15 protein-coding genes and 2 pseudogenes are annotated in these 23694 nt (G+C 71.3%); 9 read left to right on the top strand and 8 right to left on the bottom strand.

Features of this window, described 5'->3' with window-relative positions; translation table 11 throughout:
• The 3 genes and pseudogenes from AOJ26_RS04445 to AOJ26_RS04435 all read left to right on the top strand — a co-directional run.
• Positions 1 to 212 (top strand): annotated as a pseudogene (locus AOJ26_RS04445) (phosphatidylinositol kinase); the annotation flags it as partial.
• A 101-nt stretch (positions 213 to 313) separates the two neighbouring features.
• On the top strand, positions 314 to 1543 hold the full coding sequence (mshC, locus tag AOJ26_RS04440) for a cysteine--1-D-myo-inosityl 2-amino-2-deoxy-alpha-D-glucopyranoside ligase (RefSeq protein ID WP_053846830.1): 1230 nt from the start codon (positions 314 to 316) through the stop codon (positions 1541 to 1543).
• A gap of 215 nt (positions 1544 to 1758) precedes the next feature.
• On the top strand, positions 1759 to 2691 hold the full coding sequence (locus AOJ26_RS04435; RefSeq protein ID WP_053846829.1) for an SMP-30/gluconolactonase/LRE family protein: 933 nt from the start codon (positions 1759 to 1761) through the stop codon (positions 2689 to 2691).
• Between the two features lie 54 nt (positions 2692 to 2745).
• Here the strand turns inward: AOJ26_RS04435 and AOJ26_RS04430 are convergent, their stop codons facing one another.
• Positions 2746 to 3762 (bottom strand): PAC2 family protein, encoded by a 1017-nt coding sequence (locus AOJ26_RS04430; protein WP_053846828.1) that lies wholly within the window; start codon positions 3760 to 3762, stop codon positions 2746 to 2748.
• 323 nt (positions 3763 to 4085) lie between these two features.
• Between AOJ26_RS04430 and AOJ26_RS04425 the strand changes: the two genes are divergently transcribed.
• Positions 4086 to 6512 carry an NACHT domain-containing protein gene (locus tag AOJ26_RS04425; protein WP_053846827.1) on the top strand — a complete coding sequence of 809 codons (2427 nt, stop codon included), beginning with the start codon at positions 4086 to 4088 and terminating at the stop codon, positions 6510 to 6512.
• Between the two features lies 1 nt (position 6513).
• Here the strand turns inward: AOJ26_RS04425 and AOJ26_RS04420 are convergent, their stop codons facing one another.
• From AOJ26_RS04420 to AOJ26_RS04400, 5 genes are all read right to left on the bottom strand, one after another.
• On the bottom strand, positions 6514 to 7185 hold the full coding sequence (locus AOJ26_RS04420) for a FadR/GntR family transcriptional regulator (protein ID WP_053846826.1): 672 nt from the start codon (positions 7183 to 7185) through the stop codon (positions 6514 to 6516).
• Positions 7186 to 7416: 231 nt separating this feature from the next.
• Positions 7417 to 9033 (bottom strand): glycerol-3-phosphate dehydrogenase/oxidase, encoded by a 1617-nt coding sequence (locus AOJ26_RS04415; protein ID WP_053846825.1) that lies wholly within the window; start codon positions 9031 to 9033, stop codon positions 7417 to 7419.
• Positions 9034 to 9076: 43 nt separating this feature from the next.
• Positions 9077 to 10615, bottom strand: a complete 1539-nt coding sequence (gene glpK, locus AOJ26_RS04410) for a glycerol kinase GlpK (protein ID WP_053846824.1) — start codon at positions 10613 to 10615, stop codon at positions 9077 to 9079.
• Between the two features lie 84 nt (positions 10616 to 10699).
• The gene (locus AOJ26_RS04405; protein WP_053846823.1) at positions 10700 to 11500 is read right to left on the bottom strand and encodes an MIP/aquaporin family protein; all 801 of its coding nucleotides are present in this window, start codon (positions 11498 to 11500) and stop codon (positions 10700 to 10702) included.
• Between the two features lie 321 nt (positions 11501 to 11821).
• On the bottom strand, positions 11822 to 12595 hold the full coding sequence (locus AOJ26_RS04400) for an IclR family transcriptional regulator (RefSeq protein WP_053846822.1): 774 nt from the start codon (positions 12593 to 12595) through the stop codon (positions 11822 to 11824).
• 284 nt (positions 12596 to 12879) lie between these two features.
• Between AOJ26_RS04400 and metH the strand changes: the two genes are divergently transcribed.
• From metH to AOJ26_RS04380, 4 genes are all read left to right on the top strand, one after another.
• Positions 12880 to 16401, top strand: coding sequence for a methionine synthase (metH, locus tag AOJ26_RS04395; protein ID WP_053846821.1), 3522 nt, complete (start codon positions 12880 to 12882; stop codon positions 16399 to 16401).
• Positions 16402 to 16508: 107 nt separating this feature from the next.
• Positions 16509 to 17207 carry an HAD family hydrolase gene (locus AOJ26_RS04390; RefSeq protein WP_053846820.1) on the top strand — a complete coding sequence of 233 codons (699 nt, stop codon included), beginning with the start codon at positions 16509 to 16511 and terminating at the stop codon, positions 17205 to 17207.
• A gap of 435 nt (positions 17208 to 17642) precedes the next feature.
• A complete protein-coding gene (locus AOJ26_RS04385; RefSeq protein WP_053846819.1) occupies positions 17643 to 19247 on the top strand; it encodes an ABC transporter substrate-binding protein in 1605 nt (534 codons plus the stop codon).
• A gap of 112 nt (positions 19248 to 19359) precedes the next feature.
• Positions 19360 to 20940, top strand: coding sequence for an ABC transporter substrate-binding protein (locus tag AOJ26_RS04380; protein ID WP_053846818.1), 1581 nt, complete (start codon positions 19360 to 19362; stop codon positions 20938 to 20940).
• A gap of 88 nt (positions 20941 to 21028) precedes the next feature.
• Here AOJ26_RS04380 and AOJ26_RS04375 read toward each other — a convergent pair whose 3' ends face one another.
• Together AOJ26_RS04375 and AOJ26_RS04370 are read right to left on the bottom strand one after the other, a co-directional pair.
• Positions 21029 to 21700 (bottom strand): response regulator, encoded by a 672-nt coding sequence (locus AOJ26_RS04375; protein WP_020141342.1) that lies wholly within the window; start codon positions 21698 to 21700, stop codon positions 21029 to 21031.
• Positions 21701 to 21714: 14 nt separating this feature from the next.
• On the bottom strand, positions 21715 to 22587 hold the full coding sequence (locus AOJ26_RS04370; protein ID WP_053846831.1) for a RecB family exonuclease: 873 nt from the start codon (positions 22585 to 22587) through the stop codon (positions 21715 to 21717).
• An 817-nt stretch (positions 22588 to 23404) separates the two neighbouring features.
• Here AOJ26_RS04370 and AOJ26_RS04365 point away from each other — a divergent pair.
• A pseudogene (locus AOJ26_RS04365) lies at positions 23405 to 23694 on the top strand (hypothetical protein); the annotation flags it as partial.

Raw genomic sequence — 23694 nt, 5'->3', positions numbered from 1 at the left:
GCTGGGCGGGGGAGCCCCTGACGGGGGAGGCGGTAGACGTTCTCGAGGGCCTCAGGGAGGCCCTGTCGGGCGAGCTGGCCGCCCGGCTCGCCGCCCTGATCACCTCCGCCGAGATCGACGCCACGCGTGCGCGTGTCGACGCGCTGCTGGACTCCGGGAAGCACCCCGAGCCGGGCGGAGAGTGGCCGGCCATTCCCTGGCCGCCCGTCTGACGGGACACTGCACAAGGGGCCGTACCGCGCAAGAAGGCCTTACCGGCCATCCGGCCCGGTCCGGTTCGTATACGGAACATCCGTCCGGTTAGGCTCGTGACATGCATGCCTGGCCCGCTTCCGAGGTCCCCGCCCTGCCTGGTCAGGGCCGCGACCTGAGGATCCACGACACCGCGACCGGTGGCTTGGTCTCCCTCGACCCCGGTCCCGTCGCCCGTATCTACGTCTGCGGCATCACGCCGTACGACGCCACCCACATGGGGCACGCGGCGACCTACAACGCGTTCGACCTCGTGCAGCGCGTGTGGCTCGACACGAAGCGTCAGGTTCACTACGTCCAGAACGTCACCGACATCGACGACCCGCTCCTGGAGCGCGCCGAGCGGGACAGCCTCGACTGGGCCGCCCTCGCCGAGAAGGAGACGGCCCTCTTCCGCGAGGACATGACCGCCCTGAGGATGCTGCCGCCGCGGCACTACATCGGCGCGGTCGAGGCCATACCCGGGATCGTGCCGCTCGTCGAGCGGCTGCGGGACGCCGGTGCCGCCTACGAACTCGAAGGGGACGTCTACTTCTCCGTCGAGTCCGACCCGAACTTCGGCAAGGTCTCGAACCTCGACGCGGCCGCCATGCGGCTGTTGTCCGCCGAGCGCGGCGGCGACCCGGACCGCCCGGGCAAGAAGAACCCCCTCGACCCGATGCTGTGGATGGCCGCCCGCGAGGGCGAACCCAGCTGGGACGGCGCCTCGCTCGGCCCGGGACGCCCCGGCTGGCACATCGAGTGCGTGGCGATCGCCCTGGACCACCTCGGCATGACCTTCGACGTCCAGGGCGGCGGCTCCGACCTCGCCTTCCCGCACCACGAGATGGGCGCCTCCCACGCCCAGGTGCTGACCGGCGAGTTCCCCATGGCCAAGGCGTACGTCCACGCCGGCATGGTCGCCCTGGACGGCGAGAAGATGTCCAAGTCCAAGGGCAACCTGGTCTTCGTGTCGCAGCTGCGGCGCGAGGGCGTCGACCCCGCCGCCATCCGCCTCGCGCTGCTCGCCCACCACTACCGGGCCGACTGGGAGTGGACCGACCAGGTCCTCCAGGACGCCGTGGACCGGCTGGGCCGCTGGCGTGCCGCCGTCTCCCGGCCCGACGGACCCGCCGCCGAGGCGCTCGTCGAGGAGATCCGCGAGGCCCTCGCGAACGACCTGGACGCGCCCTCCGCGCTGGCCGCCGTCGACCGCTGGGCCGCCCTCCAGCAGGAGCAGGGCGGCACCGACACGGGAGCGCCCGGTGTGGTGACCCGCGCGGTGGACGCGCTGCTCGGCGTGGCCCTCTAGCAGGACTGGAGGCCAGGGGCGCTTCTCCGGACGGCGGAAGCGCCCCTTCGCCCCTTCGTCTTTCCGACGCTCGTCGGACAGCCCTGTGCAACTCCCTTGCCGGTGGCACCTGTTCGGCCTTGAAGGCTGTGGAGACGGCTGTCATGTGATGGGGTGGAAGCGTTGCTTGACCGTTCGGCCGGCCCCGCGCCGGCCTCCTTGCGGAAGGACGCACCGTGGCACCCGCAGACCGTTCCTTCGCACGTCGCACACTCCTGACCACGACCGCCGCGCTGACCGGAGCGGCCCTGCTCGGCGGCACCGCGCACGCGGCAGAAACCCGGCACGCCGCGTGGCCCGCGCAGTTCCCCCTGCCCGACGGCTTCCAGCCCGAGGGCATCACCATCGGCACCGCGCCCTTCGCCTGGTTCGGCTCGCTCGCCAACGGCGACATCTACCGGGCGAGCCTGGCCACCGGCCGCGGCAAGGTCGTCGCGCAGGGCTCCGGGCGCCCCACCGTCGGCCTGAAGATCGACCGGCACGGCCGCAGACTCTTCCTCGCCGGCGGCGACAGCGGCGAGATCCGGACCGTCGACGCCCGCTCCGGCGAGACCGAACACGTCTACGCCACCGGCGGCACCTTCGTGAACGACGTGGTCCTCACCCCGGGCGCCGCCTGGTTCACCGAGTCCTTCAAGCCGGTGCTCTACAGACTGGCCGAGGGCACGGTGACGACCGTACCCCTGACCGGGGACTGGCAGCAGGGCCCCGACTTCACGGCCAACGGCATCGAGCGCACCCCCGACGGCCGCGCCCTGCTCGTGGTGAACGCCTACGCGGACGGCGGCGGCCTCATGCGGGTCGACCCGCGCACCGGCGCCGCCCGGGCCGTCGACCTCGGCGCGGCGAAACTCCCCAACGGCGACGGGCTGTTGCTGCTCGGGCGAATCCTCTACGCCGTACAGCAGCAGCAGAACGCGATCGACGTGTTCCGGCTGAACGCCTCCGGCACCCGCGGCACCGCGATCGCCCGCATCACCGACCCGCGCTTCCGCATCCCGACGACGGTCGCCGCCTGGGGCAAGAGGCTCTACCTGCCCAACGCGCGCTTCGACGTGGAGCCCACGCCCACCACCGAGTACGACGCGGTGGCAGTGGACCAGGTCTGAGAGACCGTGGAGGAAAGACCTGAGGGGGCGGTGCGTGCGCACCGCCCCCTCAGCTCAGTCCTCCGGCGACGAGTCCTCGTCGTCCGTCTCCGGTTCCCGCTCCGGCCCGGACTCCGCCTCCGGCCGCGGCGGCCTGGGCGGCTTCGTACGACCACCGGGGCCGTCCCGCAGATAGGCCGAACTGTCGCTCCCGTCCGCGGTCGCGTGCCCGCCCGGCTGCCCCGGCTGGCCGCCGTCCCGGCGCCGCAGATACCGCTCGAACTCCCGGGCGATCGCCTCGCCCGATGCCTCCGGCAGCTCCGCGGTGTCCCGGGCCTCCTCCAGCGTCTGGACGTACTCGGCCACCTCGCTGTCCTCGGCGGCCAGTTGGTCCACGCCCACCTGCCAGGCCCGTGCGTCCTCGGCCAGTTCGCCCAGCGGGATCCGCACGTCGATCAGGTCCTCCAGACGGTTCAGGAGGGCCAGCGTCGCCTTCGGGTTCGGCGGCTGCGACACGTAGTGCGGTACGGCCGCCCACAGCGACACCGCGGGCACGCCCGCGTGGGTGCAGGCCTCCTGGAGGATGCCGACGATCCCGGTGGGACCCTCGTACTTGGTCTCCTCCAGGTCCATCCGCCGGGCCAGGTCCGGATCGGACGTGGTCCCGCTGATCGGCACCGGACGGGTGTGCGGGGTGTCACCGAGCAGCGCGCCCAGGATCACCACCAGCTCCACGCCCAGTTCGTGGGCGAAGCCCAGCAACTCGTTGCAGAACGAGCGCCACCGCATCGACGGTTCGATACCGCGGACGAGCACGAGATCGCGCGGCTTGTCACCGCCGACGCGGACCACCGACAACCTCGTCGTCGGCCACGTGATCTTGCGCACTCCGCCGTCCAGCCACACCGTGGGGCGGTTCACCTGGAAGTCGTAGTAGTCCTCGGCGTCCAGCGCCGCGAACACCTCGCCCTTCCACTCCTTGTCCAGATGCGCGACCGCGGTGGAGGCGGCGTCGCCGGCGTCGTTCCAGCCCTCGAACGCGGCCACCATGACCGGGTCGATCAGCTCGGGAACCCCCTCGAGCTCGATCACCCAGCGCCTCCTTCCGACGTGCCCTCGCCTAACGCACCAACCTTACGGCGTCCGGCGGGGGCGCCCGCAGCCCCCTTGCACGGGGGAGTGAACGATCACTGCCCCGTTCGCCACCCCCGAACACCCCGGCCGTCCTCGCTTCGCGGACACCGCCGCCGGGGTCCTCGTACCGGACGCCCTGCCCGCCCCGGTGCACAAGAGCTCCGATGTCCGCCCGGAGACACCGTTTCACCCACTCGTGTGGAGCGGCGCACTACGGCCACCCGCCGCCGCTGAGGTACGGAACTCTTCGTCGGGTGAGCGGAGTTGTCCCGAGGTCGCGCGTGCGGCGCGCCGGAATCATCTATCTGACCCTGCTGGCCGCGGGCACGCTGGGCGCCCTGCTGCTCGCCCCGCGCCTCGACGATCCGGCGACCGTGCTCGCCGCGCTCCTGCCGACCTGGGGCGGGGCCTACCTGGCGTGGAGCGGCTACCGGGCCGAGCGGACCGAGGCCGCCCAGGGCCAGAGCCCGGAGGCCGTCGCCGACCGGCTCGCCGACGCCGTACGGCACGAGTGGGAGGAGGAGGCGGAGGTACGGCGGCTGGGGGAGCCGTATCCCCTGCCCGTCGGCTGGCGGGACGCCGATCCCGACCTGGCCGAGGTACCCGGGCCCGGCCCGCGCGGCGGACGCGGGGAGATCACCGGCGTCCTCAGCGCGGGAGCGCCCGTCCGGCTGCTGGTTTTGGGTGAACCGGGCGCGGGCAAGACCCTGTTCCTGGTGCGACTCCTGCTCGCGCTGACCGAGCGCCGGGAGGCCGGCGGGCCGGTGCCCGTGCTGTTCCCGCTGGCCTCCTGGGACCCGGGCGCGCTGGACCTGCGCGACTGGATGGAGCGCAGACTCGTGCAGGACCACGCGGAACTGGGCGGGCCCGCCCCCGAACCGTACGGGCGGCTCACCCTGGCCCGCATGCTGCTGGACCGGCGGCTGGTCCTGCCGCTGCTCGACGGGTTCGACGAACTGCCCGCCGACGTCGCGGCGACGGCCCTGCACCGCATCGCCCGGGCGCTGCCGCCGGGGCGCGAGATGGTCCTGTCGAGCCGCCCCGCCGAGTACCGGGCGGCGCTGCGACCGCGCACCGGTGTCCCCGCACGGCTCGCGGGGCTGGCCGGCGTCCACCTCGAACCCCTGGACCGCGCCGACGTCGCCGCCTACCTCCTGCACGACGCGGGCGGCCCCCACGCCCCCGCCGCGCGACGCTGGACGCCGGTGGTGCGGGCGCTGCGGACGGACACCCCGGTGGCCCGGGCGCTCACCAGCCCGCTGATGGTGTCCCTGGCACGCACCGTGTACAACCCACGGCCGGACGAGGGCCACGCGGTGCTGCCCGACCCGGCGGACCTGGTGTGGCTGCGCGACCGGACCGCCGTGGAGCACCACCTCCTCGACGCCTTCGTCGACGCCGCCTACCGTCCGCACCCGCGCCGGAGCGGCCACTGGCCCACGGCCCAGGCACGCCTCGCGCTCGTCTTCCTCGCCCGGCACATGGAACGCGGTCTCGACGGCGCGGCCGAAGTCGCCTGGTGGAAGCTCCGCCACAACGTGCCGGCCGTACTGCCCAAGGTCCTGGCCGGAGTGCTCCTCGGCGTGGTGGCCTGGCTGTTCGAGGGCACGGTCATGGCGCTGACCCAGCAGTTCACCGCGCAGGGCGGCTCGGCAGACTGGGAACAGCGCGGCGGGCTCGGCATCGTCGCGGCCGGCATCTGCGGCGGCCTGGTCTGCGGCCTCGCGGCCGGAGCGGCGGTCACCCTGCTGTGCGTGCTCGCCGCCCCACCGGGAAGCCTTCCCGAACTCCTGTTCAGCCGGCTGGCCGACACCGGGGCCCTCGCCCTGGTCGGCCTGATCATCTCCGGGTTCGCCTTCGGTGTCCGGCCGCGGCTGCGGCGGCCGTCCCGCTGGGACCGCCGCGCCCTGCTGACCGGCGCCCTCGCCGCGCTCTGCTACGTGGCCGCCTTCGGCAACGCGTGCGGCATCGCCAGCGCCCTCCTCTACGGCGTGACGGCCGCGGCCATCGGCACCGACGGCGTACCCGCGGACCCGGCCCGTCCCGTCGCCCGGCTGCGCTGGCACTGGAGCGCCGCGGGGGTCGGCCGGGGGCTACTGGTCGGGACCCTGCTGGGCGCGAGCATCGTCCTGGAGGGCCTGGTCGCCTACGCACTGCTGGGGCCCTCGGGCGCGGAGAACATCGCGCCGGCCGACCCGGGCGAGGCCTGCTGGGCCGGCGCCCAGCTCGCGGCCGTGTTCGCCATGTCCTGCCTGCTGGTGCACGGCCTGCGGGCCGTCCCGGTGGACGTGGCCGCCGGCGCCGACGAGCGGGCCCTGCTCGCCAACGACCGGCGCACCCTCGGCGTCTGCGTCCTGACCTCGGCCGTCGTCGGCGCCCTGGTGATCGGCGCGCAGGGCTGGTGCGCGGTGCTGTCGGGGTCGACCCGGGTGTGGGGCGCGCAGCCCACCGGCGGTTACTTGTGGATGTTCGTCGTGGGCCTCATCCCCGCCCTGCTGACGGGACTGGCCGTCGGCATCCGGCAGGCCGCCTGGGGCCACTACGCGGTCGCCCGCTGCTACCTGGCCCTGCGCCGGGGACTGCCGTACGACCTCATGGGCTTCCTCGCCGACGCCCACGACCGGGGTGTGCTGCGCCGGGTGGGCGCCGTCCACCAGTTCCGGCACCTGGCCCTGCAACAGCGGCTGGCGGAGCCCGGGCCCGAGTGACTCACAGCGTGGCGCGCAGCCACTGCTCGACGCTCGCGATGTGCACCGTGGCCCAGGAGCGGGCCGCCTCGCCGTCCCGGTCCCGCAGGGCCGCCAGGATCGCGCGGTGCTCGTGCAGGGTGCGGCTGACCGCGTCCTGCTGGGTCAGGCCGCGCCAGATCCGGGCCCGCGTGGTGGGCCCGGACAGGCCGTCCAGGAGGGAGCAGAGCACGGAGTTGCCGGAGCTCTGCACGATCCCGCGGTGGAAGTCGAGATCGCAGGCGACCAGCTCCTCCACCGACGGGCTGTCACCGAGCTTGTCCAACTGGGCGCTCAGCGCGTCCAGTTGCTGCTCGCTGATCCGGGAGGCGGCCATCGCGGTGGCGGCCGGCTCCAGGATGCGGCGCACCGCCAGGAACTCCAGGACCGTGTCGTCGCGGTGGAAGTCCACCACGAAGCTCAGCGCCTCCAGCAGGAGTTGCGGGTCCAGACTGGTCACGTACGTGCCGTCGCCCTGCCGTACATCCAGGATGCGGATCAGGGACAGCGCCCGCACGGCCTCGCGCAGCGAGTTGCGGGACAGCCCCAGTTCGGAGGCGAGTTCGCTCTCCTTGGGGAGGCGGTCGCCGGGGCGCAGCGCGCCGGAGACGATCATGCCCTTGATCTTCTCGATCGCCTCGTCGGTGACAGCCATGTCCGGCCTCCTTCTCGCCCCGCGGGTGCGCTGAGACGTCGGATGTCTGAGCACATTATGGAGGCTGCCGGGTACCGCCACTTTCCGGGCGGGCGCGGGCTTTCGGCGGCACGCGAAAGGGGGGCGGCTCCGTCGGCGGGGAGCCGCCCCCCTTCGCTTACCGGCCCCCCAGGGGAGGGGAGGGGCCGTTCTCGAACGCCGGCCCCGGTCGGGGAGGGACCGGGCCCGGGGCTACTTCTTGTCGAGCAGGTCCTGGACCTTCGCCCGGACCTCGTCCGTGGCCAGGCCCCGGATCGTCAGCGTGGTGCGGCGGCGCAGGACGTCGTCCGGCGTCTCGGCCCACTCGTTGTCCCGGGCGTACACGACCTGCGCCCAGATCTCCGGGGCGTCCGGGTGCACGCGCTCGCCCAGCTCCGGGTTCTCGTTGGCCAGCCGGGCGATGTCGAAGGCCAGCGAACCGTAGTGCGTCGCCAGGTGCTTGGCCGTGTCGGCGGCCATCCGCGGACCGGGCGCCGGGTTGTCCACCAGCAGGCGGTGCGCGACCGCGCGCGGGTTGGCGACACCGGGCAGCGGGAGCCGCTTCGGCAGCGAGGAGACGGGCTCGTAGTCGTCACCGAGCGGGGCGCCCGGCAGCGCCTCCAGCTTCTGCATGACCGTACGGCCGATGTGCCGGAAGGTCGTCCACTTGCCGCCCGCGACGGACAGCATGCCGCCCCGGCCCTCGGTGACCACGGTCTCGCGCTTGGCCTTGGCCGTGTCACCGGGACCGCCCGGCAGCACCCGAAGCCCCGCGAAGGAGTACGTGATCAGGTCACGGGAGAGCTGCTGGTCGCGGACGGAGAACGCGGCCTCGTCGAGTATCTGGGCCGTGTCCTTCTCGGTGACGGTGACGTCCGCCGGGTCGCCCTCGAACTCCTCGTCCGTGGTGCCCAGCAGGAGCATGTCCTCCCACGGCAGCGCGAAGGTGATCCGGTACTTGTCGATGGGGGTCGCGAGCGCGGCCCGCCACGGCGAGGTCCGCTTCAGCACCAGGTGCGCGCCCTTGGACAGGCGGATGGAGGGAGCCGCGTTCGGGTCCTCCATCCTGCGCAGGTGGTCGACCCACGGCCCGGTCGCGTTCAGCACGAGCCGGGCGTTGACGCCGAACTCGTCACCGGACTGCCGGTCGCGCAGGTCCGCGCCGGTCACCCGGCCCCGGGTGAAGCGGAGACCGGTCACCTCGGCGTGGTTGAGCACGACCGCGCCCGCCTCGACGGCCGCGCGGACCGTCATCAGCGCCATGCGCGCGTCGTTCATCTGGTCGTCGCCGTACACGGCCACGGCCTTGAGGTTGTCGGTGCGCAGCTCGGGCACGTCCTGCGCCGCCCTGGCGGGGGACAGCAGGTGGCCGACGCCGTCGCCGAACGCCGAGAGCGCGGAGTAGGCGAAGACGCCCGCTCCGAGCTTCGCGGCGCCGTGCGGCCCGCCCTTGTACACGGGGAGGTAGAAGGTGAGCGGGTTCGCCAGGTGGGGTGCCACCTGGCGGGAGACCGCACGGCGCTCGAAGTGGTTCTCCGCCACCAGCTTCACCGCGCCGGTCTGCAGGTAGCGCAGACCGCCGTGGAGCAGCTTGGAGGAGGCGGAGGAGGTGGCGCCGGCGAAGTCGCCGGCGTCGACCAGAGCCACCCTGAGGCCGGACTGCGCGGCATGCCAGGCGGTGGAGATGCCCAGGATGCCGCCGCCGATCACGAGAAGGTCGTACGACGCCTTGGAGAGCTGCTCCCGGGTCTCGGCGCGGCTCGGAAGGGAGCCGGAGGCCGGGCGCGTACCGAGGGCAGGCACGGACTGCAGGGTGGACTGACTGGTCATGTGGGGTTCTTACTCCTCGTCAGAGCTGTTGAGGGGGTGTCTCTCAGCTCTCGTCCTCGAGCCAGCCCATGGTCCGCTCGACGGCCTTGAGCCAGCTCTTGTACTCACGGTCGCGGGTCTCCGCGTCCATGCGGGGGGTCCACTCGGCGGCCCGGCGCCAGTTGGCGCGCAGGTCGTCGGTGCTGGTCCAGAAGCCGACGGCGAGACCGGCGGCGTAGGCGGCGCCGAGGCAGGTGGTCTCCGCGACCATCGGGCGCACCACGGGTGCGTCCAGGAAGTCCGAGAGGGTCTGCATCAGCAGGTTGTTGGAGGTCATGCCGCCGTCGACCTTGAGGGCCGCGAGCTCCACGCCCGAGTCCTTGGTCATGGCGTCCGTGATCTCACGGGTCTGCCAGGCGGTGGCCTCCAGGACGGCACGCGCCAGGTGCGCCTTGGTGACGTACCGGGTCAGACCGGCGATCACACCGCGGGCGTCGGAGCGCCAGTACGGGGCGAACAGACCGGAGAAGGCCGGCACGAAGTAGGCGCCGCCGTTGTCCTCGACGGAGAGCGCGAGCGTCTCGATCTCGGCGGCGGTGGAGATCAGGCCCATCTGGTCGCGCATCCACTGCACCAGCGAACCGGTGACGGCGATGGAGCCCTCCAGGGCGTAGACCGGCTTGTCGTCACCGATGCGGTAGCCGACGGTGGTGAGCAGACCGCTGTACGAGTTGATGATCTTCTCGCCGGTGTTCAGCAGCATGAAGGTGCCGGTGCCGTACGTCGACTTGGCCTCGCCCTCGGCGAAACAGGTCTGGCCGAACAGCGCCGCCTGCTGGTCGCCGAGCGCCGAGGCGACCGGGATGCCGCCGAGCAGGTCGCCCAGCTTGCCGCCGGAGACCTCGCCGTAGACCTCGGCGGAGGAGCGGATCTCGGGGAGCATCGCCAGCGGCACGCCGATGGACTCGGCGATCTTCTCGTCCCACTCCAGCGTGTGGAGGTTCATCAGCATGGTGCGGGAGGCGTTGGTGACGTCGGTGTAGTGCTTGCCGCCGTCGACACCACCGGTCAGGTTCCAGATGACCCAGGTGTCCATGGTGCCGAAGAGGATGTCGCCGCGCTCGGCGCGCTCGCGCAGGCCCTCGACGTTGTCGAGCAGCCAGCGGGCCTTCGGGCCGGCGAAGTAGGAGGCGAGGGGGAGACCCGTCTCGCGGCGGAAGCGGTCCTGGCCGACGTTGCGGCCGAGCTCCTTGCACAGGGCGTCGGTGCGGGTGTCCTGCCACACGATGGCGTTGTGGACGGGCTCACCGGTGTTCTTGTCCCAGAGCAGCGTCGTCTCGCGCTGGTTGGTGATGCCGATGGCCTTGATGTCGTCGCGGGTGATGCCGGCCTTCTGGATGGCTCCGGCGACGACCTCCTGGACGTTGGTCCAGATCTCGTTGGCGTTGTGCTCGACCCAGCCCGGCTTCGGGAAGATCTGCTCGTGCTCCTTCTGGTCGACCGAGACGATACGGCCGTCCCGGTCGAAGACGATGCAGCGGCTGGAGGTGGTGCCCTGGTCGATGGCGGCGATGAAGGGGCCGGCGGTGTGGGCGTCGGTCACTGTGTGCTCCCGGGGTTCCATGAGTAAGGGGGACTGTCTACGACTGATCTACGACTGCTTTGCAGTTCGACCGCTTCGGATGTTCTAAGCGAAAGCGATGTTGTAGATGCCTGCGGCGATCGCCCCGCCGATCAGCGGACCGACGATGGGGACCCAGGCGTAGCTCCAGTCGGAGCCGCCCTTGTTGGGCAGGGGGAGGAGGGCGTGCACGATACGCGGACCGAGGTCACGGGCCGGGTTGATCGCGTAGCCGGTCGGGCCGCCGAGGGAGAGACCGATGGAGACGACCACGAGCGCGGTGATCAGGGCGCCCAGGGTGCCGAGGCCCTTGCCGTCGCCGTTGAGACCCTGCGTCAGGACGGCCAGCACCAGCACGATCGTGCCGATGACCTCCGTGGCGACGTTCTGCCAGGCGACGCGGACCTCGGGGCCGGTGGAGAAGACGCCCAGGACCGGGCCGGCGCCCTTCTCCTGCGCCTCGACGGCCTTCGCGGCCGTGGCCTGCGCACCCGGGGCGCCGACGATCTCCTTGTCGGTCAGGTGCGCGTGGAACTGGCCGTAGTAGGCGACCCACACCAGCGCGGCACCGATCATGGCGCCGAGGAGCTGACCGCCCCAGTAGATCGGGACGTCACCCCAGGAGATGCCGTCCTTCTTGAGGGCGAGCGCGAGTGTCACGGCCGGGTTGAGGTGGGCGCCGGAGAGCGGCGCCGAGGTGTAGACGGCCGTCAGAACGGCGAAGCCCCACCCGAAGGTGATGGCGAGCCAGCCGGCGTTACGGGCCTTGGAGGCCTTCAGCGTGACGGCGGCGCACACGCCACCGCCGAGCAGGATGAGTACGGCGGTACCGATGGTCTCGCCGATGAAGATGTCGGAGCTGGACACCCGCGACTCCTTTGTCCTTCGTCCAGGGGACCGAACCCCGGGTCCCTCCGGTGGTTCGAGCTGCTCTCGGGGGTGAGAGCGATGCCGGCCCTTGGCGTTGTCACACTCTAGCGCGTATTGCCGGTAGGTGTTCGACAATGCCGACCGATGGACGGGAGTCTTGCTCCGGGCTCACGCGCACGTCAAGAGTTCTGTACTCGAAAACACGATCGTTATTGACTGCTGTGGGTCAACGATCTTGTTTCGGTGATTTGTGCCGTTGCGTCAGGGTACGACCGAGGGCCGGCACGTCAACGACGTACCGGCCCCGTCCCGCGCTCGTCAGAAGCGCCCGGCTCCCAGGTCCCGGGAGACCGCGCGGGCGCAGTCCCGCACCGCCGCGATCAGCTCGGGACGCAGCGCGCCCTCCTCGTCGGGCCGGCACAGCCGCTCCACGGCCCCCGTGATGCCGACCGCGCCGACCGGCATCCGCCGCCGGTCGTGGATGGGCGCGGCGATGGACGCGACGCCCTCCCAGGTCTCCTCCACGTCCGCCGCGTACCCACGCGCGCGCGTGACGTCGAGGATCTGCTCGAACTCGTCCAGCTCGCACACGGTCCGGTCGGTGAACGCCTTGCGGTCGCTCTCCAGGGCCTCGCTGTGCGCCACCGGGTCGTACGCCGAGAGCACCTTGCCCAGCGCCGTGCAGTGCAGGGGCTGCATGGCCCCGATCTCCAGCACCTGCCGGCTGTCGTCGGGCCGGAAGACGTGGTGCACGATCAGCACGCCCTGCTGGTGCAGCACGCCCAGATGGACGCTCTCCCCGCTGGAGCGGGCCAGGTCGTCCGTCCACACGAGCGCACGCGCGCGCAGTTCGTGCACGTCGAGGTAGGTGGTGCCCAGGCGCAGCAGCTCGGCGCCGAGCTGATACCGCCCCGAGGCCTCGTCCTGCTCCACGAACCCCTCCGCCTGGAGGGTGCGCAGGATGCCGTGCGCGGTGCCCTTGGCCAGGTCCAGGGACGAGGCGATGTCCGACAGGCCGAGTCTCCGCTCGCCGCCCGCGAGGAGCCGCAGCATCGCGGCCGCCCGTTCGAGCGACTGGATGTTCCGTGCCATCGCCGTTCTGCCTCCGTCCCCTTCGACAGCCGAGTGCTACGGCGTCGATGCCGCTGTTCGGCAATGTCGAACACTACCGGTCGATGCCGACCTCCCGCTAATGGTCGGTCGGCATCTGTTGTGTCACTGGTGTCCCGCCGGTGACCCGGCCGCCATCCTCGTCCGCCCCGTGGACGTGCCGTCCATCCTCTAGGGGACCCGGCTACTCTGGCGTGGTGCGCCCGGCGTGGGACGACTCGCGGGCGCCTGAAGCCGACAGCCGTCGCAACCGAGGGAGCCCCTTCATGGCCTCGTCGCCACTGACCCCTTCCGCCGACAGCCGGACCCGTGTGTCCGCGCTCCGTGAGGCGCTCGCCACGAGAGTGGTGGTGGCCGACGGAGCGATGGGCACCATGCTCCAGGCGCAGGACCCCACCCTCGAGGACTTCGAGAACCTCGAGGGCTGCAACGAGATCCTCAACGTGACCCGCCCGGACATCGTCCGCTCGGTCCACGAGGCGTACTTCGCGGTGGGCGTCGACTGCGTGGAGACCAACACCTTCGGGGCCAACCACACGGCCGCCTCGGAGTACGACATCGCCGACCGCGTGCACGAGCTGTCCGAGGCGGGTGCCCGCATCGCCCGTGAGACGGCCGACGACTTCGCGGCCCGCGACGGCCGCCCCCGCTGGGTGCTGGGCTCCGTCGGCCCCGGCACCAAGCTGCCCACCCTCGGCCACATCGACTACGCCACGATCCGCGACGGCTACCAGGCCAACGTCGAGGGACTCCTCGCAGGCGGCGCCGACGCGCTGATCGTCGAGACCACGCAGGACCTGCTCCAGACGAAGGCGTCCGTGCTGGGCGCCCGCCGTGCCCTGGAGGCCACCGGCGCCGACGTGCCGCTCGTCGTCTCGATGGCGTTCGAGACCACCGGCACCATGCTGCTCGGCTCCGAGATCGGCGCCGCACTCACCGCGCTGGAGCCGCTCGGCATCGACATGATCGGCCTGAACTGCTCGACCGGCCCGGCCGAGATGAGCGAGCACCTGCGCTACCTCGCCCGGCACTCCCGCATCCCGCTGCTGTGCATGCCGAACGCGGGCCTGCCCATCCTCACCAAGGACGGCGCGCACTTCCCGCTCGACCCCGAGGGCCTGGCCGACGCCCAGGAGAACTTCGTCCGCGACTACGGCCTCTCCCTGATCGGCGGCTGCTGCGGCACCACCCCCGAGCACCTGCGCCAGGTCGTCGAGCGGGTCCGCGACCTCACGCCCCCCGAGCGCCACCCGCAGCCCGAGCCCGGCGCCGCCTCCCTCTACCAGACGGTCCCCTTCCGCCAGGACACCTCCTACCTGGCCATCGGCGAGCGCACCAACGCCAACGGCTCGAAGAAGTTCCGCGAGGCCATGCTGGAGGCCCGCTGGGACGACTGCGTGGAGATGGCCCGCGAGCAGATCCGCGAGGGCGCCCACATGCTGGACCTCTGCGTGGACTACGTGGGCCGGGACGGCGTCGCCGACATGAAGGAGCTCGCCGGCCGCTTCGCCACCGCCTCCACCCTGCCGATCGTCCTGGACTCCACCGAGGTCCCCGTCATCGAGGCCGGCCTGGAGAAGCTCGGCGGCCGCGCGGTCATCAACTCCGTCAACTACGAGGACGGCGACGGCCCCGACTCCCGCTTCGCGAAGGTAACCAAGCTCGCCCAGGAGCACGGCGCCGCGCTGATCGCGCTGACCATCGACGAGGAGGGCCAGGCCCGCACCCCCGAGAAGAAGGTCGAGATCGCCGAACGGCTCATCGACGACCTGACCGGCAACTGGGGCATCCACGAGTCGGACATCCTCATCGACACCCTGACCTTCACCATCTGCACCGGTCAGGAGGAGTCCCGCAAGGACGGCCTCGCCACCATCGAGGCGATCCGCGAGCTCAAGCGCCGCCACCCGGACGTCCAGACCACGCTCGGCCTGTCCAACATCTCCTTCGGCCTCAACCCGGCCGCCCGCATCCTGCTCAACTCCGTCTTCCTCGACGAGTGCGTCAAGGCGGGCCTGGACTCGGCGATCGTCCACGCGTCGAAGATCCTCCCCATCGCCCGCTTCAGCGAGGAAGAGGTGCAGACCGCCCTCGACCTCATCTACGACCGCCGCGCCGAGGGCTACGACCCCCTCCAGAAGCTGATGGCCCTGTTCGAGGGCGCCACCGCCAAGTCCCTCAAGGCCGGCAAGGCCGAGGAGCTGGCCGCCCTCCCGCTGGAGGAGCGCCTCAAGCGCCGCATCATCGACGGCGAGAAGAACGGCCTGGAGGCCGACCTGGACGCGGCCCTGACGGACCGCCCCGCCCTCGACATCGTCAACGACACCCTCCTGGACGGCATGAAGGTCGTCGGCGAGCTCTTCGGCTCCGGCCAGATGCAGCTGCCGTTCGTCCTCCAGTCCGCCGAGGTCATGAAGACCGCCGTCGCCTACCTCGAACCGCACATGGAGAAGGTCGAGGGCGACGAGGCCGGCAAGGGCACCATCGTGCTCGCCACCGTCCGCGGCGACGTCCACGACATCGGCAAGAACCTCGTCGACATCATCCTGTCCAACAACGGCTACAACGTGGTCAACCTCGGCATCAAGCAGCCGGTCTCCGCGATCCTGGAGGCCGCCGAGGAACACCGCGCCGACGTCATCGGCATGTCCGGCCTGCTGGTCAAGTCCACGGTGATCATGAAGGAGAACCTGGAGGAGCTCAACCAGCGCGGACTCGCCGCCGACTTCCCGGTCATCCTCGGCGGAGCCGCGCTGACCAGGGCGTACGTCGAACAGGACCTGCACGAGATCTATCAGGGCGAAGTCCGCTACGCCCGCGACGCCTTCGAGGGCCTGCGCCTCATGGACGCCCTGATCGGCGTCAAGCGCGGAGTGCCCGGCGCCAAGCTGCCCGAGCTCAAGCAGCGCCGGGTGCGCGCGAGCGCCGCGGTGGTGGAGGAGGAGCGGCCCGAGGAAGGGCACGTCCGCTCCGACGTGGCCACCGACAACCCGGTGCCCACCCCGCCGTTCTGGGACACCCGCGTCATCAAGGGCATCCAGCTCAAGGAGTACGCCTCCTGGCTCGACGAGGGCGCCCTGTTCAAGGGCCAGTGGGGGCTCAAGCAGGCCCGCACCGGCGAGGGACCGACGTACGAGGAGCTCGTCGAGACCGAGGGCCGGCCCCGGCTGCGCGGCCTGCTGGACCAGCTCCAGACAGAGAACCTCCTGGAAGCCGCCGTCGTCTACGGCTACTTCCCGTGCGTGTCCAAGGACGACGACCTGATCATCCTGGACGAGGAGGGCAACGAGCGCACCCGCTTCACCTTCCCGCGCCAGCGCCGCGGCCGCCGGCTGTGCCTGGCCGACTTCTTCCGCCCGGAGGAGTCGGGGGAGACCGACGTGGTCGGCCTCCAGGTCGTCACCGTCGGTTCGCGGATCGGTGAGCGGACCGCCGAACTCTTCGAGGCCAACGCCTACCGCGACTACCTCGAACTGCACGGCCTGTCCGTCCAGCTGGCCGAGGCGCTCGCCGAGTACTGGCACGCCCGCGTGCGCTCCGAGCTCGGCTTCTCCGGCGAGGACCCGGCCGACGTCGAGGACATGTTCGCCCTGAAGTACCGGGGCGCCCGCTTCTCCCTCGGCTACGGCGCCTGCCCCAACCTGGAGGACCGCGCCAAGATCGCCGACCTGCTCCGGCCGGAGCGGATCGGCGTCCAGCTGAGCGAGGAGTTCCAGCTCCACCCCGAGCAGTCCACGGACGCGATCGTCATCCACCACCCGGAGGCGAAGTACTTCAACGCCCGCTGAGGCGCTCACTCAGCACACTGATCGGATAAGTCGTACACTGGTCGGTCCACCGCAGGCCGGTTCCCCTCGTGGGAACCGGCCTGCTCGTCCCTCAAGGAGGTACGTGGATGACCAGCACGGTCCCCGCGCCATTGACCCGTACGGCAGACGGCTCCGCCCTCCAGGCCGTCCTCCTCGACATGGACGGCACCCTGGTGGACACCGAGGGCTTCTGGTGGGACGTCGAGGTCGAGGTCTTCGCCGCTCTCGGCCACACCCTCGACGACTCCTGGCGCCACGTCGTGGTCGGCGGCCCCATGACCCGCAGCGCGGGCTTCCTGATCGAGGCCACCGGCGCCGACATCACCCTCCCCGAGCTCACCGTCCTGCTCAACCAGGGCTTCGAGGACCGCATCGGCCGCTCCCTGCCGCTGATGCCCGGCGCCACCCGGCTGCTGGCCGAACTGTCCGCGCACCGGATCCCCACCGCCCTGGTCTCCGCCTCGCACCGGCGGATCATCGACCGCGTCCTGGACTCCCTCGGCCGCCGGCACTTCGCCCTCACGGTCGCCGGCGACGAGGTGCCGCGCACCAAGCCGCACCCCGACCCGTACCTGTTCGCCGCCGCCGGCCTCGGCGCCGACCCGGCCAGATGCGCCGTCGTCGAGGACACCGCGACCGGTGTCGCCGCCGCCGAGGCCGCCGGCTGCCAGGTCGTGGTGGTGCCCTCCGTGGCCCCCGTCCCCGCGGCCCCCGGACGCACGGTCGTCACCTCGCTCGAAGAGGTCGACCTGACATTTCTGCGCGGCCTGATCACCCTTCGATGACGGAAATGCCTCCCGTGTTCACCCAGCGTGCAGCGCGCATAGCACGGTAATTCCCCAGGGCCCTGTCACCGGAATTCGCAGCCCACCGGACGATCGAATTCCAGCTCGCCCACACCTCCTTGCGGGTGTGACGTTCCCCACTCGACAGGCTCTCGACACACGGCCGGAGCTGTGCCGGACACCCCGCTTCGGGAGACGCGGACGCGCCCATGTGTCCTGATTGGTGAAACCGTGCACCAATCCTTCCCCTGACGGGCTTTCGGTGCGTCCGCACCCGGTTTCACAGCGTGATGGAAGCCCAACTCCGGTGGCAGCGAACCCTCGTGCAGGCGCGGACTAATCTCCTGGTGAGAACATCGCCCTAACCCCGTGATCCCGCCGCGCCACCCCTGCATGCCGGGTACACGGACTCAAGAGCTCTGGAGAAACTCGAGCATGAACCGCAAGACTTTGGTGCTGCCGGCCGTCATAGGTCTGCTCGCGCCGGTGCTCGCCGCCTGCGGCGGGTCCGACAGCGGCAGCGGCGGGGGCGACGCGATCGGCGTCGGCACCACGGACCGGTTCACCGCCACCAAGGACGCTCCGGCCCCGCTCGACCCCGCCTACGCGTACGACGTCGGCACCTGGAACGTCCTGCGCCAGACCGTGCAGACCCTGATGATCTCGCCCAAGGGCGAGGGCGACCCGGTGCCCGAGGCCGCCCAGTCCTGCGGCTTCAGCGACAGCGGCAACGAACGCTACGTCTGCACCCTGCGCGACGGCCTGAAGTTCGCGAACGGCGACCCCATCACCGCGGCCGACGTGAAGTACTCCATCGACCGCGCCCGCGCCCTCAAGGCCGACTCCGGCGTCTTCGCCCTGCTCTCCACCATCGACACCGTCGAGACCAAGGGCGACCGCGAGGTCATCTTCCACCTCAAGACCGCCGACGCCACCTTCCCGTACAAGCTGTCGACCCCGGTCGCCGGCATCGTCAACCCCGACGACTACGCGAAGGACAAGCTCCGCGACGGCTTCGACGTCGACGGCTCCGGGCCGTACACCATGAAGGCCGACGTCAAGAACGACGAGCTCGTCGACGCCGTGTTCACCAAGAACCCCAACTACAAGGGGTCGTTGACGGTGAACAACGACGAGGTCGTGCTGCGCTCCTACGCGGACGCCGACGCCATGGGCACCGCCCTCGAGAAGGGCGACATCGACCTCATCACCCGCACCATGTCGCCCCAGCAGATCCAGAAGCTGTCCAACGAGTCCGGCGGCGACGTCGACCTCGTCGAGATGGCCGGCCTGGAGATCCGCTACCTCGCCTTCAACACCAACGCCCCGGCCGTGAAGTCCCGTGCCGTGCGCCAGGCGATGGCCCAGCTGATCAACCGCAGCGAACTCGTCTCCCGGGTCTACGGCACCCAGGCCGAGCCGCTCTTCTCGCTGGTCCCGGCCACCATCACCGGCCACTCCAACTCGTTCTTCAACAAGTACGGCGACCCGAGCGTCAGCAAGGCCAAGGCGCTGCTGAGCCAGGCCAACGTCACGACGCCGGTGAAGCTGACCCTCCACTACACGACCGACCACTACGGGCCGGGCACCAAGGAGGAGTTCGAGGACCTCCAGAAGCAGCTCAACGCCAGCGGGCTCTTCGACATCAGCATCAAGGGCGCCCCCTGGTCCACCTTCCGCCCCGCGGAGCAGAAGGGCGAGTACGACGTCTACGGCATGGGCTGGTTCCCGGACTTCCCCGACGCCGACAACTACCTCGCCCCGTTCCTCGACAAGGACAACTTCCTCGGCTCGCCCTACGCCAACAGCGAGGTCCGCAACACCCTGATCCCGGACTCCCGCCGCGAGGCCGACCGCCTCTCCGCGGCCGGAAGCCTGACCGAGATCCAGGACATCGTCGCCAAGGACGTCCCCGTGCTGCCGCTGTGGCAGGGCAAGCAGTACGTCGCCGCGCGCGACGACGTCACGGGCACCGCCTACGCGCTCAACTCCTCGTCGACGCTGCAGCTGTGGGAACTCGGCAAGGGCGTGGGCGGCTGACCTGCCGCTCGGCGGAGGCGTCAGCGGCTGACCACCGCCCGACGCCTCCCTCGCCCGGGCCCAGGCGGACGGGCCCGGGACTCCACCCGAATCGACGACAAGGCACTCGCACGTGAACAAGCGCATCCAGTGGCAGGTCCTGCCGATCGTGGCAGGGCTCGCCTCCGGTCTGCTGACCGGCTGCGGCACGGAGTCGGGGGACTCCGGTGCCGGCGGCTCCTCCGTGGTCATGGGGATGTCCGACGACGTCCTCGCCACGGACCCGGCCTCCGGCTACGACCCCGGCTCCTGGCTGCTGTTCAACAACGTCTTCCAGTCGCTGCTCAGCTTCCCCAAGGGCGGCACGGAACCGGAGCCGGACGCCGCCCAGCGCTGCGAGTTCACCGACACCAGGACGCAGGTGTACGAGTGCACCCTCAAGACCGGCCTCAAGTTCAGCAACGGTGACCCGCTCACCTCCGAGGACGTCAAGTTCTCCTTCGACCGCATGCTGAGGATCAACGACGACGCCGGTCCCGCGATCATGTTCCCGATGCTGGAGAAGGTCGAGACACCGGACGAGAAGACCGTCGTCTTCAGGCTGAACACCCCCGACGCGACCTTCCCGAGCAAGATCGCATCCGGCGCCGGCTCCATCGTCGACCACACGCAGTACGACGCCGACGGCCTGCGCGAGGACGGCGAGGCGGTCGGCTCCGGCCCCTACCGGCTCGACTCGTTCGACGACGACCAGGCCGTGTTCTCCGTCAACGAGAACTACGAGGGCGCCGCCGAGCCCCAGAACTCCGGCGTCACCCTGAAGTTCTTCCACGGCGACCAGGCCGCCCTGAAGACCGCCCTGACCGGCGACAAGATCGACCTCGCCTACCGCGGTCTGAGCGCCGGCGACATCGCCGACATCGAGAACGCCGCGCCCGACTCCGGCGTCGAGGTCGTCGAGGGCACCAGCGCCGAGGTCCAGCACCTCGTCTTCAACATGGACGACCCGGTCGCGGGGCAGCTCGGCGTCCGCAAGGCCATCGCCTACCTCCTCGACCGCGAAGCCCTCATCCACGACGTCTACCAGGGCACCGCGACCCCGCTCTACTCGATCGTCCCGGCCGGCATCGCGGGCCACAACACGGCCTTCTTCGACACCTACGGCGCCCAGCCGTCCAAGTCCAAGGCCGCGGCCGCCCTCGCCGCCGAGGGCATCACCGGCAAGGTGAAGCTGACCCTGTGGTCGACCCCGTCCCGCTACGGCCCGGCCACCGACCAGGAACTCAAGACGATCGCCCAGCAGCTCAACGCCAGCGGGCTGTTCGACGCCGACGTGAAGTCCGTGGCCTTCGACCAGTACGAGAAGGACATCGCGGCCGGCAAGTACGGCGTCTACGTCAAGGGCTGGGTGCCCGACTACCCGGACGCCGACAACTTCACGGCCCCCTTCTTCGGCAAGGGCAACGTCCTCGACAACAACTACACCAACAACAAGATCACCGGCTCGCTCATCCCCGAGACCGCCGCCCAGCCGGACCGCTCCGCGACGGACGACCCCTTCGGCACGCTCCAGGACCTCGTCGCCCAGGACGTCCCTGTCCTGCCGGTCTGGCAGGCCAAGCAGTACGCCGTCGTCCGCGACGACGTCTACGGCCTGGAGTACTGCCTCGACCCCTCCACGGTGTTCCGCTTCTGGGAGCTCAGCAAGGGCTGATCCGGCCCCACGGACACGAAGAGGGCGCCCCCGGTCAGGAAGGGGACGCCCTCTTCGCTCTTGTCCTTCGCTCTTGCGCGGTCGACGGCTACTGCGCGCCGGGACGCACCAGACCGCTCTCGTACGCGTACACCGCGGCCTGCACCCGGTCCCGCAGCCCCAGCTTCGTCAGCACATGGCCGACATGCGTCTTCACGGTGGTCTCACTGACGAACAGGTCCGCGGCGATCTCCGCGTTCGACAGCCCGCGCGCCACCAGCTTCAGCACCTCGACCTCGCGGTCGGTGAGCGTGTGCAGCGTGTCCGGCACCGGCTCGTCACCGGAGGGCAGATGCGTGGCGTACTTGTCGAGCAGCCGGCGCGTGATGCTCGGCGCGAGCATCGCCTCACCCGCGGCCACCACCCGGATCGCCTGCACCAGTTCGTTGGCCGGGGCGTCCTTGAGCAGGAACCCGCTGGCCCCCGCCCGCAGCGCCTCCACCACGTACTCGTCGAGGTCGAAGGTCGTCAGCACCAACACCTTGGCCGGACCGTCCCGGCCGGGACCGGTGATCTGCCGGGTCGCCTCCACACCGTCCATCCGCGGCATACGGATGTCCATCAGGACCACGTCGGGCTGCAGCGCCCGCACCTGGTCGAGAGCCTGAAGGCCGTCTCCGGCCTCGCCGACGACCGCGATGTCCTGCTCGGCCTCAAGGATCATCCGGAAGCCGGTACGCAGCAGCGGCTGGTCGTCGACCAGTAGGACGCGGATGGCCACGTGTGTCTCCTTCGCTAGTCCGGCCCCATTCTGCCCTGCTCGCCGGTCGCGGCCTCCACCGGCAGGGGGTAGGGCGGGGGAGTGCCGCCGAACTCCGGGCAGTGCTCCTGGTGGTCGCACCAGCCGCACAGCTTGGTCGGCCGCGGCCGCCAGTCACCCGTGCGCGTGGCCTGCCGGATCGCCTCCCACAGCGCCAGCAGCTTGCGCTCGACGCGCTCCAGGTCGGCGAGGACCGGGTCGTACGTCAGGACGTCACCGCTGCCCAGGTAGACGAGCTGGAGCCGGCGCGGGATCACGTTCTTCAGCCGCCACACCACCAGGGCGTAGAACTTCATCTGGAACAGCGCGCCCTCGGCGTACTCGGGCCGGGGCGCCTTGCCGGTCTTGTAGTCGACGATCCGCACCTCACCGGTCGGCGCCACGTCGACCCGGTCGATGATGCCGCGCAGCCTCAGCCCCGAGTCCAGCTCCGCCTCGACGAACAACTCGCGCTCGGCGGGCTCCAGACGCGTGGGGTCCTCCAACGTGAACCACCGCTCGACCAACTGCTCGGCCTCGGCGAGCCACTGCGCCAGCCGCTCGCCGTCCGGATCGTCGGCGAACAGCTCCAGCACCTCCGGCCGGCTCTCCCGCAGCCGGTCCCACTGACCGGGGATCAGCGACTTGGCCGCGGGCGGAGTCCGCTCCCCGGCCGGGGCGTCGAACAGCCGCTCCAGCACCGAGTGCACGAGGGTCCCCCGGGTCGCCGCCGCACTCGGCTTCTCCGGCAGCCGGTCGATCACCCGGAACCGGTACAGCAGCGGGCACTGCATGAAGTCGTTGGCACGGGAAGGTGAGAGGGAAGCGGGCGCGCCGGCCGCCCGGGCCCCGCCACCGCTATCCGCCACACCGACGGCGGCTCCCGCGCCCTGCTGCCCGGCCGACGCCGCTGCGGGGGTGGCCCCGGGCTTCGGGACGGGCGCCCGGGGGTCACCGGCGGGTGAGGCGACCGCCGTGGGCGCAGTCCCGACGCCCGCCGCTTCCTCAACGATCCCCGGCCGCACCCCGAGCTCGGCTCCGGACGCTCCGGGGGTCTCCGCGGAGACGTCCCCGCCCCGCTGCGTGGCCGGGGCGACGCCGGTGACCCCTGCGTCCAGCTCCTGAGCCGTACTGGCGGGCTGCGGCGCGGGCGCCGATCCAGCCGCCCGGGGCTCACTCTCCTGCCCGTCCGGAACCGCCGCCGGTGAGACGCCCCCGTCGACCGCCTCCGGTTCCCCGGCATTCCCGGGTCGTGCGTCCGCCCCCGCCTCGTCGGCGGACGGGCCGGCGCCCTCCTGCCGCGCCGGGCTCCCAGTCGGCGCCATGCCGGTGTCGGCCGCGTCCGGTTCCGCAGCCGTACCGGCCCGCGCCGCGAGCAACGCCCCCGCCTCGTCGGCGGACGTGTCCCCGCCCTCCTGCCCGGCCGTGCCGGGGTGCGCCGCGGGTGTCGCCGGCGCTGCTTCCGGGGCATCGGCGGCGGACTCGGCCACGGCCTCCGTGCTCGTCTCCATGACCACAGACCATACGGCCCGCCACTGACAGTGACCCATTCGCGGCCGTGACCGCTGTGGCTCCTGAGGAAACGCGGGGGGTGCCGGGGCGGGACGCGGCGGGACCGCCGCATACCATCGACCCGAGACCCTTCCGCACGGCAGGCGCGGAAGACGCTTCGAACGAGGGGACATCGTGGACGAGAGCGGCGGGAGCGGGCAGCCGCGGCCCGGTACGGACCGGCCGGTCGAGCCCCACGCAGGGCCCACGGCCCCGACCACCGACCCCACGGCCCCCGACCGGCACGAGAACGGGAACCGGGCGGTCGCCCCGTCCACCGGGACTCCGCACGCCGACGACAGGACCGACGGCCCCGACGCCGTACGACAGCCCGCCACGGACGACAACGCCCCCCAGAACCCGCCCACGTCCGAAAGCGGGACCGGTGAGCCCGCCGAGCCTCCCGCCGACGAGCACCGCACCCT

The organism is Streptomyces sp. NRRL B-24085 (assembly GCF_001282115.1).
Classification (GTDB): Bacteria; Actinomycetota; Actinomycetes; order Streptomycetales; family Streptomycetaceae; genus Streptomyces.
This window is presented reverse-complemented; position numbering and strand designations above follow the sequence as displayed.